This window comes from Metabacillus litoralis, from assembly GCF_003667825.1.
GTDB lineage: Bacteria > Bacillota > Bacilli > Bacillales > Bacillaceae > Metabacillus > Metabacillus litoralis_B.
Genome location: NZ_CP033043.1, coordinates 1,152,782 through 1,169,344, shown reverse-complemented (window position 1 = coordinate 1,169,344; position 16,563 = coordinate 1,152,782). Strand labels below are relative to the sequence as shown.

The following is a 16,563-nucleotide window of genomic DNA, read 5'->3' as shown; positions in this document are numbered from 1 at the left end:
TTATTCTACATCCAATTGATTTGTTATTAAATAATATTCTTGTTTTGAAACTGAATAGTTTTTTACATCTTTATTCATCGCAACAGTGATCATTGGGTGAACGATATAAGATTGATAAATTTTTTGCTGTGTCATGTTTTCAACCTGTTTCCCAACATCGTTACGTTTCTCAACATCTGTTGTTTTATTTAGCTCTGTTAAAATTTCATTAATTTCTGGATCATTAATTTCACCAATATTTAGAGCACCATCAAGTGAATAGGCAGAATTGAGGAAATATCCAACATCTCCACGTGGAGCTGTTAAATTACTGTATGTTGCAATATCCCATTCCTCATTTGTTGATAAGTACTCATCGATATTTTCAACAGATTTAATGTTGATCTCAACACCTATTTCCTTTGCATTCGATTGAAGCATCTGTGCAATAAGTGGAAGCTCTGGTCTTGATTGATAGGTAATCATCTCTAGTTGCAATGGTTCTCCATTTTTCTTCATTACACCATTATCTTCCTTATAGCCAGCTTCTTCAAGCAGCTTCTTTGCATGACTAGGATCATATTTAACGGGATCTGCTTTCATGCTAAACGGAAAGTCAGGATTAAACGGACCACCTGCTGGTACAGCCATTCCTCCCATTAAGTCATTGGCAACTGCTTCACGATCAAATAAAGAATCCAAGGCTTGACGGACATTTTCATCGGCAACTTCAGAGCTGTTCATGTTATAGGAAATAAAATGGGTACGTAAACTACTCACAGATTCGACTACAATATTTTTATCACTCTTTAAAGAGGTGGCTAATTCAGAAGGTAGATAATAAATGATATCTGCTTCCCCTGATTGAAGAGCCATAGCCCTTGCGTTCGCATCTGAATTAAAACCAAATGTTACTTTATCAAGTTTTGGTTCTCCATTCCAATATGAAGTATTTTTAGTAAGCTCTACCTTTACCTCTGAATCAAATGTATCAACAACAAAAGGGCCTGTACCAATTGGAGCTGTTCTCAATTTCTCATCATCTTCTACCTTAACAATTGACGTATGCGGATGTGTTAATTCAGATGGAAAAGCTGGTAGAGGTTGTGTTGTTTTGAAAATAACCGAATTTCCATCAGTTGAGATAGACTCTAGCTTTAAAGCTGCCTTCATTGATTCACTAACGTTGATTCCACGCTCAAACGATTGTTTCACAGCTTCTGCATCTAATGTTGTTCCGTCTTGAAACAATACTCCCTCCTGAACGGTAAATGACCATGTTAATTCATCAATTGCTTTCCACTCACTTGCAAGCCAAGGTTCAAGCTCCAAATCTTCATTTAACTTGACTAAAGTTTCAGTGATTCCAGCTCGTACCGTTGTACTATTATCGTCTTGGTGTGGATCAAGTGTGCTTGTAGGAAAATTAAACAAAAAAGTTAACGATTTTTCTTGGGCTTCGTTTGCTGCTTCCTTACTATTTGTGCTCGAGTTAGAGCATGCTGACAGCATTAATACGATTCCAATAAAGATAGACAAAAATGTAGCTTTCATAAGACATCTCCTCACGTTATGTGCTTTAAACGAAATTGTTACGATTTAATTAACAAAATTTATTTTTATGTAGATTTCTATAGTTATATCACACAAATCGAAATCGTTACGCTTTGTATAATAAATCAATTTCATACATACTGTCAACAAAATTTAGAAAATTTTACATAAATACTATTTTAGCAGTTTTTAGCTTTATAATATAGCTTTTTTTATTTCGGAATTAATTAAAGATAGATACAGGTAAATGTTATATCAGGTCAATTTATTTTAAAACACTTGTTACGGAAAAAACCTGTAATCGTATTCGATTACAGGCAACGTTCATCTACTTTACTGCTCCATAAATCACATTTCGCAACCTAGGCTGATGATAAGCTTCGAAGTTTGGTATCATTTGCTGCATATATACAGCTGATAGCTTTTCTTGTGGATCAATTAATACCCACGTACCAGCTAATCCTGACCATCCAAATTCCCCTTCCGAGCTATTGCTTCCACCTTTTGCCGAATCCATCATAGTCCGAACACCGAGTCCGTAGCCGTATCCAGCTAAATAGTCCCAATTATATGTTTTAGCTTGTTCATCATTCAGGTGATTTTTTGTCATTAAAGAAATTGTTTTTTCTCCAATCACTTTAACTCCCTCAAATTCTCCACCGTTTGCAAGCATATGAGCAAAACGGCTGTAATCTCCTAATGTTGACAGTAAACCACCACCACCAGATTCAAGCTCTGATAATGGTTCAAATTGAACATCCATTTTCTCATTTTTAATCAGAGTTCCATCTTCATTACGATTATAGAGAGCTGCAAATCGATGCATTTTGTTATCAGGGATTCTAAAAAATGTATCCTCCATTCCTAGTGGAGTGAAGATTTCATCTTGAAAAAACTGTCCTAGTGTTTTTTCTGAAAGAACTTCGATTAGTGCCCCTAACACATCATGGCTTAGACCGTAATGCCATTGGGCTCCAGGTTGAAAGGCAAGTGGAATGGCAGCAAGGACTTCTGATAAACGGCGATTTGTTAATTTTTCACCCTTTTCTTGTAATTGCTGAAACGTTTTAGCAACTTGTTTTTCGGTTTCATTTGCTTCTCCACCATACGTAAGTCCAGAAGTCATTGTAAATAAATCTTTTACTAAGATTGATCTTGATGCTGGTATTACAGTAACCTTGCCGGTATCATCTTTATGATATACCTTCATATTTTTAAATTCTGGTAAGTATTTTTCAAGTGGGTCATTTAATAAAAAAAGACCTCGCTCATATAGCATAAGTGCTGCTGTACACGTGACAACCTTAGTCATGGAATAAATGCGAAAAATTGTATCTTCATTTATCGCAATTTCATCTTCTTTATTAGCAAAACCAACATAATCTTTATAGATCGTATTTCCTTGATGCATAACCTGAAGGGAACAGCCTGATGGTCCTTTTTCCGTAAAGCTTTTTAATAAAGGGTGCAATCTGCTATGTAATTCGTTCAAGTGTTTATCTCCTCTCAACACGTTTCTCCCTCTATTTTTCTACAATTAACTAAATTTCGCAATCTATTTTATTGAATTTCTGTAAATGTTTTCATAAATAAAGGGCCTTAGTTGGCCCTGGACAATCTTATATGTTGGAGAATCGTTCTTTAATCATTTTCAATGCTTCTACCAATCCTGGAAGTTTATCGAAATACTCTGCTTCATTCTTTAGAAGGATTTCATTAATACGTGACTGCAAAAGCTCCTCAACCAACTCAACAGTTTGTCGATGATCCATTGTTCACACCCTTAAATGAAGTTCTTCTACTATATGCATGTGATGATGAAATGTTTCTACTTTTTATTCTTTGTCAATTTAGTCCTAAGTACTTTGATACGTTACAATTTTCCAAGTCTCCAATTAAATAACAAGATCAAATTTTTTTACAAATCTCGCTGTCCCAGTGATCTCAACTTCATGGGAATCTTGTTTTTTTGTTACTGTAACATGTACTCGTCCATCTTTATCCATTTCCTGTCCTTGTTCAACTAACAGATCAAGTTGATCACTTAACTTATCAATGTATCTGGCATAATAGGCTCCCATAACTCCTGATGCCGTCCCTGTTACAGGGTCTTCAATCGTTCCCGAATATGGAGATGAAAAATGACGAGCATGCATATTAGCAGTATGGTCATAGGTTTCAAGAGAAAAAGGATGGATGGATGCTTTTGGCATTTCTTTTAAAATAGTCGGGAACAATTTGTTAGTTGGTTTCATTTTATGAAAGGCCTCAAGATTTTTAATTGGTACTAGCAGTGTCCAAATACCTGTGTTACCGTACACCACTGGTAAATCATTCGCAATATCCTTAGCATCTATATTGATTGACTTAGCTAAATCATCGTGAGAACCTTTAAATTCGATAAATTGAGGTGTAGCTTGTTTCATTGAAATTTGTACATCTTCATTGTTTGAAAGAACTTTTATAGGTAAAACTCCTGCTTTTGTTTCAATCATTAAATGATCTTTTTGCGGAAGTAAATCCATTGTTTTTAATGCATAGATTGACGCCATTGTGGCATGGCCGCATAAATTCATTTCATGACCTGGTGTAAAATATCGTAATCTAAGATCTGCCACATTAGATGGGTATAGAAAGGTTGTTTCATTAAAACCAACTTTTGCAGCGATTTGCACCATTTCTTCTTCTGTAAAATCTTCACCATTTAAGACAAAGCCTGCCGGGTTCCCTTTGTTCGGTTGTGAACTGAATGCATCATAATGATAAACTTTTACTTTTTTCATATTTAGGCTCCATTTCTTTGTGTTTAAAATGACTTGCCTGCAAACTTTTATAAGCCTTACATGCTCTAATTGAACTACACTTTAAAGTTTGATGATTATATCATTCTATTACTAATCACTTTAAACCTCTAAATTTCCGATAAAAAAACTGCTCAATCCTATACGACTGAACAGTCTTTTATATTCTCATATTATTTTATTTCTACAACAAATGGAAAGATCTTCACCTCACCATTCATTTGAAACTCAGCCCATATTTTATATATTCCAGGATTAGTAAACTGTGTTTCAAACACCGGTGTGTCTCCTTCAAGTGGATGAACATGCAAGTATTGTTGTGCTTCTTCATCCAAGATAACAACATGCCCCAGTGCGCCGAGGTAGGTTTCTAAATTTGCACCATGAACATCAAATGTTAATGTAACTGGCTCATTTATCACTAATGGTGTTGTTGACAGTGACACTTTGTTGTCTTCAACTGTCTTTTCAAGTAGTGGATCAACTGTTAATGAACCATGATGATGTTCATCTTCAACAGGATTTCCTACTTTAATGGAAATTGGTTGAACTTGATAATCTAAATTTTTCGGTTTTATATCGACAAATGCCTTGTATGTTCCTTCTTCCAGTTCATTTTTCACTTCAAATTGACCTGGTGCAGTTTCCTCAGGGTGGAGATGGTAATACTGATCTAAATGCTCATCAACAACGATTAAATGTAGAAGCTTTTCATGATTTACTTCTAAGTTTGTTACAGGCTTACCTGTAAGATCTTTTAAGTTTAAAACCATTTTATCCTCAACTTCTTTAATGGTTACTTTAACTTCACTTTCTGTTTCTGTGTTAGCTCCATGTTCATGCTCTGATTCCGAATGTTCATTTTCCGTTGTAGCATGGGTATTATGTTCAGTTGTTTCTTCTGTTTTATGTTCTTCAGCATGTGTATCAACTTTCGTTTCCTCTAAAAACACCGAATCATATATATAGTAGCCAATAATTACAATACCTAGATAAATGACTGCTGAAAGGATCCATTTTTTCATTTTTTGGTTCTCCTTATCACTATAGTTTTACTCTTTGTAGGCGTAGCGCATTTAAAACAACTGATACTGAGCTGAATGCCATTGCTGCTCCTGCTAACCATGGAGCAAGGAAGCCTAATGCTGCTATTGGTATACCGAGTGAATTATAAGCAAATGCCCAGAATAGATTTTGTTTAATATTTCTGATTGTTTTTTTACTCATAAAGATAGCATCAGCAATGCTATTTAAATCTCCACGAATAAGTGTAATGTCCGCTGCTTCCATTGCAACATCTGTACCTGTTCCAATGGCCATTCCTATATCAGCAATCGCCAGTGCTGGTGCGTCATTGATCCCATCGCCGACCATTGCAACGATTCTTCCTTCCTTCTGCAGTTTTTTCACTTCTTCCGCTTTTCCTTCCGGCAGCACCTCTGCTACAACAGAATCAATTCCGGCTTCAGTTGCAATTGCTTTCGCTGTTCGTTCGTTATCACCAGTTATCATGACAACTTCTAAGCCCATTTCTTTTAGACGTTTTACTGCTTCTTTTGAGGTAGGTTTAATTGTATCAGCAACAGCTACTAAACCGGCATATTGATTGTTAATGGCAATCAGCATCGCCGTTTTACCGCTTTCTTCAAGATTCTCCATAGTTGGTAGAGCCTGTTTAATGTTTATATTATATTTTTTCATTAATTTTCTCGTACCAGCTAATATAGTTTGATTGTTTACTTTTGCTTTTATACCGTAGCCTGGTATCGCCTCAAATTCTTCAACATCAGACAGTTCAATATTCTTTTCCTTAATTCCAGTTACAATCGCCTCAGCAAGTGGGTGTTCAGATTGCTTTTCAGCCGTTCCAACTAGTTGTAAAAATTCCTCTTCATTGACATGTTTCTCAACTAAAACATCAGTTAAAATTGGTGCTCCATTTGTAACCGTTCCTGTTTTATCTAAAAGTATAGTCGTTAATCTGTGAGTCATTTCCAAGTGCTCTCCACCTTTAAATAAAACACCGATCTCTGCTGCTCTACCTGATCCAGCCATGATTGATGTTGGTGTTGCCAATCCAAGTGCACAAGGACAAGCAATAACTAGCACGGCAATTAATTTTTCAAGGGCTTCGGCAAAGTCTCCAGGTGTAATCCAGATAAACCAAACAAAAAATGTGAGAAAGGCAATTGCTACAACGATTGGGACAAAAATACCTGAGATTTGATCTGCTAAACGTTGAATTGGTGCTTTCGAACCTTGAGCCTCTTCCACCACTTTAATAATTTGTGAAAGTGCTGTGTCACGACCGACCTTCGTTGCTTTCACTTTTAAAAATCCATTTTTGTTAAGAGTTGCTCCGATGACAGAGTCACCAACTGTTTTATCAACTGGAACACTCTCACCAGTTAGCATTGATTCGTCTAGTGCCGAACGTCCTTCGATAATTTCTCCGTCAACTGGAACTTTTTCACCAGGCTTAACATACAGAATGTCACCAACTACCACGTCTTCTAGTACAACCTCTTGTTCCACTCCATTACGGAAAACAGTCGCTGTTTTCGCTTGAAGACCCATTAGCTTTTTGATCGCTTCAGATGAACGCCCTTTTGCACGAACTTCAAACAACTTACCTAAAATAATCAATGTAATTAAGACTGCGCTTGTTTCATAATAAAGCTCGATCATATGTGCTTCACTTCCGATTGAAACGATCGATAAATATAAACTATAAAAATAAGCAGCTGATGTTCCTAGTGCAACAAGAACGTCCATGTTGGCACTTTTATTTCTTAATGCTTTATAAGCTCCTACGTAAAACTGTTTTCCTACGATAAATTGAACAGGTGTTGCTAAGGCTAGCTGTACCCATGGATTCATAAACATATCAGGTAAATAAATAAATGATGTAAAGCTAAAGTGGCTGACCATTGCCCAAAGAAGGGGAATGGATAAGATAAGGGAAAAGAAAAACTTTCCTTGTTGAGTTTCAATTTCCTTCGCTTTTAGATCTGCAACATCTTCCTTTTGCTCACCTTTTTCACTCGCCTGATATCCAAGTTTTTCAATCTTTTCAATCATTTCCTTTGTTCCGGTTTGTGAAGGATTATAGGCGACTGTTGCGCTTTCTAACGCTAAGTTGACGGTTGCATTTGTTACACCCTCAATTTTGTTTAAGCCTTTTTCAATCCTGGTTGCACAAGCAGCACAAGTCATACCGATAATAGCTAAATCCACTTTTTCCTCAACTACCTCGTAGCCCAGGTCATTTATTTTCTTTTTAAAGTCTTCTATTCTAACAACATTAGGGTTGTATTTGATCGATGTTCTTTCAAGAGCGAAATTTACGTTGGCTTCTTCTACACCCTCTACTTTTTTTAGTCCTTTTTCAATTCGAACTGCACATGAAGCACAGGTCATACCTGTAATTGGCAGAACAGCTTCTTTTATTTCCTGCGTCATATCGTCGTCCTCCTATATACCCTACAGCGGTATATTTACTTTCAAAAGGAAACGTGCAATGATAAAAGCACGTTTCACCGTCTTTATTTAGTTTTTTCTTATACTACATCGTATCCTTGATCATCAATTGTTTCCTTTATTGTGTCTAATGAAACAACTTCTGGATTAAATTCTAATTCAACTTTTCCTTCATTTAAATGAACTTTCACCTGTGAAACACCATTTAATTTTCCAACATTTCCTTCTATAGAATTCACGCAGTGTCCACAAGACATTCCATTAACTGTTAAGATGATTTTTTGCATATTTTTTCTCTCCTCTATTATTATTTTTTCATTAATCGTTGAATGGTTACAAGCAATTCATCAACAATTTCAAAATCTCCTGCTCTAATTCTTTCTGTTACACAACTTTTCAAATGATTTTCTAATAATACTTTGGAAAAGCTATTTAATGCGGACTGAACAGCTGAGATTTGGGTAATCACATCATCACAATAAGTATCCTTTTCAACTAATCCTTTAATACCTCGAATTTGTCCTTCAATTCTGTTCAACCTAGTAATAAGCGTTTTTTTTACTTTTTCTGAATGATGGCTTTCCCTTTCAGAATGTTGTCCGGAGCAACAAACTTCAACCTCTAACATCTCATTTTGTTCTTCACACATTAACATAACCTCCTTATGAATATAATCTACCATACCCCCCTACCCTATGTAAAGTACTTTGTTGGTAAATTATTCATTTTTTTTAAAGAGGTGCATTTTAGAGCCCTCATAGTGAGTGTCATGGGGTCATATAGAGGCCTGTTCTTCATTCATATATATTGTAGTTGTTGAAAATCGCCAATTCAAACGATCTGTTTTTTAGCTATTTAAAAAATGAATATATCGATCAGCAGATTTTATAAATGAATTCTTGCCGTCTTTCACGATCTTGTGATCAAAAGCACCATAAATAGCTTCAAAATCATAGTTTTCTAGGCTCATTTTAATATTATTTACCACCCTAGCAGACAACGGTATATGATTTGGTGCACTATAAATAAAGCTCACCCACCCTTGATCAGGTACAATATAGATGCTATCACCTACGAGTAATGTACCTTTTTTATTCGAACCAAGTGTCCATAGCAAAACGGAACTACCTTCAAAATGTCCTCCTACATGGATGAGAGAAATATGTTTGGTTAATTCAAGGCTATCCCCGTTCCAGAAATGAATGAGCGAACAAGTTCTAGTTACCCAATCAAGATCTTTTTCATGGATATAGATTGGACATTGAAATGCATTCCCCCATTCAATGATCGTACTATAATAATGAGGGTGAGAAATGGCAATCCCTCGTAATCCACCAAGTTCGTTTATTTTGTTAATTGTTTTCTCATCTAAATAAGTAATACAATCCCAAAGTATATTTCCTTCATCAGTCCTAATCAAATATGCTTTTTGACCAATACCTACTTGCGGATATGTGCGAATACTCCATAAACCTGGCTCTATTTCCACAAATTCGTTATGAAAGCCTTCTTGCTTTAGCTCCTCTAATGTTGTCCACTTTTGTCCAGTTAATGGAACGTATTGTCGTTCGTCACTACAAATCTTACATATACCTGGTGGTTGATGTGTAGCTTCATGCTGTACTCCGCATGCTTTACATATATAGTGTGCTCTCATTAAATAACCTCCATTTTATTTAGTTTAATCAGGTGATTATTTTTCACTTCTTTCATAATGAGATTAAATTTATTTGCTTCTTCAAAACATGCATAATGTCCTGATTCCTCAAAAAAGTATATTTCCTTTTTTGGTGCTTTTAGAAAGTCATAATATTCCTTTAATCGATCACTAAACACAATTCTGTCATGTTTTCCTGCAATAAAATAAACAGGAACATTCACCTCTGAAACAAGATGAAAAAAGTTGATTTTAGTTAATTCATCCCAAAGATGTGTTGATGAAAAACCAAATCCTTTCATAAACGAGAGCTTTTCTTTCAAAGTTAAATGAGAACTTAAAATGTAGTGAATATTAACAGAAGCAGCTTTTAATTTATACGTAACACCATTAAATTTTGTCAGCCATGTTCGTTGCGTGACTAAATCATCTACTGAATGATAGAAACCGTTCTTTGGAGAACCAATTCGTTCTAATTGCAAAATGGCTTTTTTATGATTCTTTGCTTTAGCCATGCTTAAAGCAAATTGGTACGATCTTATTTCTTCCTCATCACGTTTCACTGGCTGGTTTATTCCTACATAGGCCTCTACTAACTCAGGAAAATTTTGTACAAATAATAATCCAAGCACCGCTCCGACAGAATGTCCCATAAGGAATACTTTCTTTTGTCGAAATTGTTTAGTTAGATATTTGACGAGCTCATAGCAATCTGAAAGCAATTGTTCTACATTCATACTCTCAGGTGTTACCTCGGGAGAATAAGATTTCCCTGATCCTCTTTGATCCCAATTTACAACAAGAAAGTCATCTTCCAGATCAGCATTATAGTACATTTGTGCTCCTGTTTGTGGGCTTCCTGGTCCTCCATGTAAAAAAAGTAAGATTGGTAGGTCTTTATGTTTTCCACGGATTGTAATCCATTGCGTTACATTACCCAACGTTCGTTTTTCTAATTTTGTAACATTGTTCTTATCAGAATTTCTATAGGGTTTAACATATCCACCTTTTAGTTGTTGAAACACAGTACTTGCCTCCTTTGCTTTCGACGCCAAAAACTAACGTTTGTTAGTTGACGATTCAAAAAAATTTCTGCCAATGACGCAGTTTTTGATTAAATAATATGGATGCTATTTCTCTACTAATAAGTGTTCCTCCAAGCTCTTTCATCGTAAGCTTTTTATGGGATGTCATATCATTACTTAAAATGACAATCGTAATATCGTCATCTAGATATCTTTCAACATGTGTTGTATATCCACCTGGGTGTGAACCTCCATGTGAAACACTTTTCTTACCAAAGAGTTGTTTGATGAACCAGCTATAGCCCATTGTAATAAATTTTCCTTCATAAGTTGGTGTTTGCATTTGTTCTATAGAGTTATTAGTTAAAAGGAGTTCCGATTTAAGGGCTTCGTGAAACAAATGAACATCTTCTATGGTTGAGACAGCATCACCACAAGCAAATAAAAGTGATGGACTCACATATGGTCCTGACATTTGATTTATATAATTGGTTGCCACGTCTTCTATCTCTTCATGTAGAAAGCCCGTTTGTTTCATGTTTGCTGGCTTAAAAATGTATTTTCTAATATATTCGTGGTAGTTCAATTCAGTAACTTTCTCAATGATGAGTCCTAACATAAAAAATCCAGTGTTGTTATATGTGATTTTTTGACCTGGTAAGAAATTTAATTTATGTTGCTGAAGTGTCTCAAGTATTTGTTTCTGAGTGTAATCTTGATCCCATTTTAACTGCTTTCTTAACATGAGTAAGTTTGGAATTCCTGATGTATGGTTTAATAAATGATGAATAGTAATACCCTTGTTTTTATAGAAAGGAAAGAACTCATCGATTGGCTGATGGATAGACAATTTCCCTTTTTCGATCAGCTGAAATGTTGCAACGGCTGTTAATGGTTTGCTTAACATGGACCCCACTGGATATTTTGTATGGATCCTGTTCTCAATCTCCTTTTCTTTGTTTGATAGTCCGAATGCCCCTTCATAGATTATTTCATTACCCTTTGAGATCGAAATAACACCAGAAAATTTAGGACGCTTGTTCATATATGATTGAATTGAAAGCATATTTATCCCTCCATTGAAAACTAACGAACGTTAGTGTACAATGTCATTATATGGTTTAGCTTGAAATGTTGCAACATTTTTTTCCAACTAATTTTAAGGGTGTGTAAAATGACTAAAAACACAAAGGATAAAATATTTGAAACGGCGTTAGATCTTTTTTCACAAAAAGGCTATAGTGCTGTATCAATAAGAGAAATAACAAGAACTGTCGGTATAAAGGAAAGCTCTCTTTATAATCATTTTAAAAATAAGGAGCAAATTCTTGAATCCATCCTTACTCATTTTCGTACAGATTTTTCAAAAACAATGCCTCCTCTTGAAGCATTGGATGAGATTTTAAACAATTCAACTACAGATGCTTTTTTTAAGGCAGGACACAGAAATTTTAAAACATATATGGAAAATGTTCATGCCCAGAAAATGTGGAGAGTTCTACAAGTTGAGCAATTCCGTGAACCAATGGCTCGGGACATCATCCTAAACGATTTCTTTCAATCAACAATTGATTTCCTTGAAATTGTCTTTAAAAAATTGATCGAAATGAATAGGATTAAGCCGGTAGACCCAAGGTTACTTGCAGTTGAATACCAATATCCAGCCTTTTCTCTTCTAGCTGAATATAACATCCTAAAGTTTGATGGTAAGGACACCACTGAAGTAGAAAGACGGTTGGATCAGCATATTGACTTCTTTTTGGACATGGTAAAGGTAAAACAAGAGTAAAACAAAATAATGATGGAACATAATGTGAAACAAGAAAAATCGGGTGGTGCCTGTTACTCGACGTACATGCACCACTCGCCCATTCCCTCATAAGATAACGTATTAGAACAGAGGGGTGAGCGGTGTGAAGTGGTGGCTAAAGACGCTGATTCTGACTTATCTTTCCTTCTTGTTTTTTGGAAGCTTTCTGGCAGTAGGTGCGTTGTGGACTGGTATTTTAGAAAAATGGTTTCCAATCATTTCTGATATAGAGATTTTTTTATATTATTTCTTTGCGGGAGCAATTGGTGGTTCACTAAGACATCTTTATATGTTTTGCTCTCACTATATGAAAGATGGATTAACCGACTATCGAGAATGGATTATGTATATTTTTTATCCAATATTTGCTACAGGCACAGCTGTTATCGCTGTTACACTTATTCAAAGTGGTTTATTTTTAGTTGAATTTATTGACTACAAAGATGCACCACTTGCTCAAATCAGTATTGCATTTTTTGTTGGATTTGGGTTTAATCGGTTTTTAAACAAATTAAATGTTGTTTCTAAAAATTTATTTAAAAGTGACAAAAATGATAAAGAGAGTGAAAGTAAAACTTCATCCTGAAATGAAAAACCTCCTGTACAATCAGGGGGTTTTTCTGTGAAACAAAAGTCGATGAAACAAGAAAAATCGGGTGGTGACAGGCACCAAAAACCAAATTCTACCATTAAGTAAAAAAATTTCTGATATAATATGAGAATAAATTTACTAAAGGAATGGAAAACATGAAACTACAAAGTTTAATCGTATTACTTGCTCTTATTACTTTTCTTACTTCGTGTTCTAACGAAAATTATCAGCATGCTATCGATCAAGGGATGAAGGAGCTTGGGCAAAAAAATTACCATCAGGCTGCCATTTACTTTGAGCTTGCCTTAAATGAAAAAGAAGGTGATCGAGACGCAGCAAGCTACTTTGATCAAGCAACAAATATGGAACGAGCTAAACAGGCTTATAAGGAAAAAGATTATGAGTCTGCTATTAAGTCGCTAGATGTTGTCATAAATGAACAAAATGGTTTAAAAACCGTTCAGGATGAAGCTGAAACACTAAGAAAACAAATAATGGAAGAGAATAACCAAACCTCTTCAGTTGAGGAGAAAATAACCTTTATTAACGAATTATTGAAGAAAAACAATATGAGTGAAGCTGAAAAAGAGTTACAACATTTACAAGCTACTATTTCCTCTAATGAAATACTTAACGTCTATGAATCTAAAGTGAATGAATTGATAAAACAAATTGAACTTGCTACAAGTGAAGCAGATGAAAATGAACAACTTAGTAACAGTACTAATGATGAAAAAGAAAAAGAGAAAGAAAGGGAGAAAGAAAAGAAAAAAGAATCAAAGCAAAAATCTATTTCCTATCAGCATTATACAAATGAACGCTATGGATTTTCCTTAAAAGTACCAAGCAACTTAATGATGGCCCCTCCCCCAACCAATGGAGATGGCGTAAGGTTTTATAGCGAAGATTTTGAAGTTACTGCCTATGGTAACCATACGAATATTATAAGTGAAAACGAAACAATTGAAACTTACTATAATGAAGATTTGAACTCTATTCCAGTTAACATAGCTTATAAAAGACTAACAGCCAACTGGTATGTTCTTTCTTATGAACAAAATGGGCTAATTACGTACAAAAAGTTTTTCTTTGGAAATGAAGTAGCAAATACGATCATAATGACGTATCCAGCAAGTGAACAAAGTAAGTATGGCAGTATTGTTACACACATTATTGAGTCATTTAGCTCTTCAGCTTATTAATAAAAAATGCTAAGCACTTTTGACGTGCTTAGCATTTTTTTATGAAGCCCAAATTTCTATAGGCTTTTACTTTTTGGCTGGAGCAACTGAAGCTTCAGGTGACGTTACTTTGTCGTAGAACTCGACGAATTTATCACGATCTTCACTATCACGATAAGCCATAGCTACACGTGGATGCTCATTAAGAGCACCGGATATCATGTAAGGGATAATGTAGCCCCATTCCCACTTCTGACGCATTTCAACCATGTGCTTTTCAATAACACCTAGAACCGGTTTTAGTTCATAGCTTGATTTTTTAACATGTGTTACAAGTAATTCCGTATGGCAATTTCCTGCTGCACGTCCCATACCGAACACAGAAGAATCTAGGTAGCTTACTCCATTTCTCATGGCTGTTAAAGTATTTGCAAAAGCAAGCTGCATATTGTTGTGAGTATGAATACCAAACTGTTTATTAGGAAGCATAGACTTAAATTTCTTTACTTGATGTTCGATATCAAAAGGATCTAGGCTACCAAAAGAATCTACAATATATACAACATCAACCGGGCTATCTTTGATCATGTCAAATGCTTCAATTAATTGATTCTCGGGAACACTTGATAAAGCCATAATATTAAGAGCAGTTTCATATCCTAAATCATGGAACATTTGAACAAGCTCCAACCCCTTGTCCACTTCACGAATGTAGCAAGCAACACGAATCATGTCTAATACACTTTCTTCTCGTGGTAACACATCATTCGGATCTACTCTTCCGATATCAACAAGTGCTGAAAGCTTTGTGAATTTTTTCTGAGGAATCACTTCTTTTAAAAATTTGTCATCAAGGAATCTCCACGGATTTGGCTCGCTTGCTTTTAAAAGCTTCGGGGAATTTTTATAGCCAATTTCCATATATTCAACACCAGCTTCACTTAAGCCGTTATATAAGTCTTGAACGAACTCCACACTGAAATCCCAATTATTTACGAGTCCACCATCACGGATTGTACAGTCAATTATATGAGTGTGTTTTTCTGTAGTCATTGCTTCCTCCTGATTATGTAGAATATCTATTAATTTGACACATTGCTTAGTTGGTGTCAACTTATTTCGCAAAACTATTATAAATATTGTGAAAATAACTCCTTTATGCTTCTTAGGTTTAAATTAATGTTACCATTAGTATGAGGTTAGTCTTTATCTTTTAAGGAGAAATTTTATGCGTCCCTTTACCAAAAGAACGATCCTTATTATAAAAAATATACCTAAAGGAAAAGTCATGACATATGGACAAATTGCACGGTTAGCTGGGAGCCCCAGAGCAGCTAGGCAAGTTGTACGGATTCTTCATTCTATGAGCGAAAAACATCAACTTCCTTGGCATCGTGTTGTTAATGCAAAAGGGGAAATTGGTTTTAAGGATGAGGAAGCTTTTTACTCACAAAAGCTACTTCTTGAGAATGAAGGGGTTATTTTTGAAAGGCAAATTGATTTGGTTAACTATCAGTTTCGTCCTATGGAAGAAGATGTTGGTAATTTTCTATAATAGTAAGGCCCATTCCAAGTATAAAGGAATGGGCTTTTAAGGTTATGTTTTATCGAATATGCATCTCGTTTGGATGCTTACCTTTACGACGGTTTTTGTTCAGTTCATGAATTGAATTCATTTCGTCTGATGTAAGTTCAAAATCAAACACGTTGAAGTTTTCTTCAATTCTTGATGGTGTAACTGATTTAGGAATAACAATTGAATTATTTTGTAAATGCCAACGTAAAACAACTTGTGCTGGAGTTTTACTGTGAGATTCAGCAATTTTAACTATTACTTCATCTTTTAACACATCTCCACCCTGTTCAAGTGGACTCCAAGCTTCTACAAAAATATTATGTTTTGCACAAAATTCTTTTATCTCATTTTGAGCAAGGTATGGATGACACTCGATTTGATTTAAAACTGGCACAACTTCACATTCATCTAGTAGACGCTGTAAGTGTTCAATTTCAAAATTACATACACCAATAGCCTTTACTCGACCCTCATGGTAAAGCTTTTCTAATGCTTTATATGTATCAACATACTGATCAAATTGCGGAGTTGGCCAATGAATTAAATAAAGGTCTACATAATCAAGGCCCAATCTCTCTAAACTTTCATCAAAAGCACGTAAAGTATTGTCGTACCCTTGATCACTATTCCAAACCTTTGTTGTGATAAACAATTCTTCGCGTGGGATAGGTGAATCTTTAATTGCTTTTCCAACACCAGCTTCATTCTTGTAAATCATGGCTGTGTCGATCGATCTATAACCAACTTCAAGAGCATTTGCTACAGCAGCTGTTGCTTGATCATCTGCAACCTGCCAAACACCGTATCCTAGCTGTGGCATTTTTAATCCATTATTTAATGTAACGAAATCCATCTACCATCACTCCTATATGTTAGTTTAACCGTCAATCTAACTATACTAAATTTTT

At 35.2% G+C, this 16,563-nt stretch carries 17 protein-coding genes; 4 read left to right on the top strand and 13 right to left on the bottom strand.

Annotated elements, in window-relative coordinates:
* The 11 genes from nikA to D9842_RS05505 form a co-directional block, all read right to left on the bottom strand.
* Window positions 1–1,533 (bottom strand): nickel ABC transporter substrate-binding protein, encoded by a 1,533-nt coding sequence (gene nikA / locus D9842_RS05550; protein ID WP_121661639.1) that lies wholly within the window; start codon window positions 1,531–1,533, stop codon window positions 1–3.
* A 328-nt stretch (window positions 1,534–1,861) separates the two neighbouring features.
* The gene (locus D9842_RS05545; RefSeq protein WP_257535983.1) at window positions 1,862–3,025 is read right to left on the bottom strand and encodes a serine hydrolase domain-containing protein; all 1,164 of its coding nucleotides are present in this window, start codon (window positions 3,023–3,025) and stop codon (window positions 1,862–1,864) included.
* 127 nt (window positions 3,026–3,152) lie between these two features.
* Window positions 3,153–3,305, bottom strand: a complete 153-nt coding sequence (locus D9842_RS25680) for a hypothetical protein (protein WP_162987314.1) — start codon at window positions 3,303–3,305, stop codon at window positions 3,153–3,155.
* Between the two features lie 123 nt (window positions 3,306–3,428).
* Window positions 3,429–4,316 (bottom strand): PhzF family phenazine biosynthesis isomerase, encoded by an 888-nt coding sequence (locus D9842_RS05540; RefSeq protein WP_121661638.1) that lies wholly within the window; start codon window positions 4,314–4,316, stop codon window positions 3,429–3,431.
* Between the two features lie 191 nt (window positions 4,317–4,507).
* Entirely contained in the window at window positions 4,508–5,359 is an 852-nt protein-coding gene (locus D9842_RS05535) for a hypothetical protein (protein ID WP_121661637.1), read from the bottom strand.
* A 19-nt stretch (window positions 5,360–5,378) separates the two neighbouring features.
* The gene (locus tag D9842_RS05530) at window positions 5,379–7,796 is read right to left on the bottom strand and encodes a heavy metal translocating P-type ATPase (protein WP_121661636.1); all 2,418 of its coding nucleotides are present in this window, start codon (window positions 7,794–7,796) and stop codon (window positions 5,379–5,381) included.
* A 98-nt stretch (window positions 7,797–7,894) separates the two neighbouring features.
* Window positions 7,895–8,101 carry a copper chaperone CopZ gene (gene copZ / locus D9842_RS05525; RefSeq protein ID WP_121661635.1) on the bottom strand — a complete coding sequence of 69 codons (207 nt, stop codon included), beginning with the start codon at window positions 8,099–8,101 and terminating at the stop codon, window positions 7,895–7,897.
* 20 nt (window positions 8,102–8,121) lie between these two features.
* Complete coding sequence (locus D9842_RS05520; protein ID WP_306821501.1) at window positions 8,122–8,463, bottom strand: metal-sensing transcriptional repressor; 342 nt, start codon at window positions 8,461–8,463, stop codon at window positions 8,122–8,124.
* Window positions 8,464–8,661: 198 nt separating this feature from the next.
* Window positions 8,662–9,471 carry an MBL fold metallo-hydrolase gene (locus tag D9842_RS05515; RefSeq protein ID WP_121661634.1) on the bottom strand — a complete coding sequence of 270 codons (810 nt, stop codon included), beginning with the start codon at window positions 9,469–9,471 and terminating at the stop codon, window positions 8,662–8,664.
* On the bottom strand, window positions 9,471–10,496 hold the full coding sequence (locus D9842_RS05510) for an alpha/beta fold hydrolase (protein ID WP_162987313.1): 1,026 nt from the start codon (window positions 10,494–10,496) through the stop codon (window positions 9,471–9,473). Before D9842_RS05510 ends, D9842_RS05515 begins: the two co-directional genes overlap by 1 nt.
* 55 nt (window positions 10,497–10,551) lie before the next feature.
* The gene (locus D9842_RS05505) at window positions 10,552–11,562 is read right to left on the bottom strand and encodes a serine hydrolase domain-containing protein (protein WP_121661632.1); all 1,011 of its coding nucleotides are present in this window, start codon (window positions 11,560–11,562) and stop codon (window positions 10,552–10,554) included.
* Window positions 11,563–11,670: 108 nt separating this feature from the next.
* Between D9842_RS05505 and D9842_RS05500 the strand changes: the two genes are divergently transcribed.
* The 3 genes from D9842_RS05500 to D9842_RS05490 all read left to right on the top strand — a co-directional run bounded on the left by D9842_RS05500 (window position 11,671) and on the right by D9842_RS05490 (window position 14,100).
* The gene (locus D9842_RS05500; protein ID WP_121661631.1) at window positions 11,671–12,285 is read left to right on the top strand and encodes a TetR/AcrR family transcriptional regulator; all 615 of its coding nucleotides are present in this window, start codon (window positions 11,671–11,673) and stop codon (window positions 12,283–12,285) included.
* A 124-nt stretch (window positions 12,286–12,409) separates the two neighbouring features.
* Window positions 12,410–12,892 (top strand): hypothetical protein, encoded by a 483-nt coding sequence (locus D9842_RS05495; protein WP_121661630.1) that lies wholly within the window; start codon window positions 12,410–12,412, stop codon window positions 12,890–12,892.
* Between the two features lie 161 nt (window positions 12,893–13,053).
* Window positions 13,054–14,100, top strand: a complete 1,047-nt coding sequence (locus D9842_RS05490; RefSeq protein WP_121661629.1) for an outer membrane protein assembly factor BamD — start codon at window positions 13,054–13,056, stop codon at window positions 14,098–14,100.
* Between the two features lie 66 nt (window positions 14,101–14,166).
* Here D9842_RS05490 and D9842_RS05485 read toward each other — a convergent pair whose 3' ends face one another.
* Window positions 14,167–15,132, bottom strand: a complete 966-nt coding sequence (locus D9842_RS05485; protein WP_121661628.1) for an aldolase catalytic domain-containing protein — start codon at window positions 15,130–15,132, stop codon at window positions 14,167–14,169.
* Between the two features lie 175 nt (window positions 15,133–15,307).
* On the opposite strand from D9842_RS05485, the gene D9842_RS05480 reads away from it, so the two are divergent.
* Complete coding sequence (locus tag D9842_RS05480; RefSeq protein ID WP_121661627.1) at window positions 15,308–15,634, top strand: MGMT family protein; 327 nt, start codon at window positions 15,308–15,310, stop codon at window positions 15,632–15,634.
* Between the two features lie 49 nt (window positions 15,635–15,683).
* Here D9842_RS05480 and D9842_RS05475 read toward each other — a convergent pair whose 3' ends face one another.
* Window positions 15,684–16,508, bottom strand: a complete 825-nt coding sequence (locus D9842_RS05475; protein ID WP_121661626.1) for an aldo/keto reductase — start codon at window positions 16,506–16,508, stop codon at window positions 15,684–15,686.
* Between the last annotated feature and the right edge of the window lie 55 nt (window positions 16,509–16,563).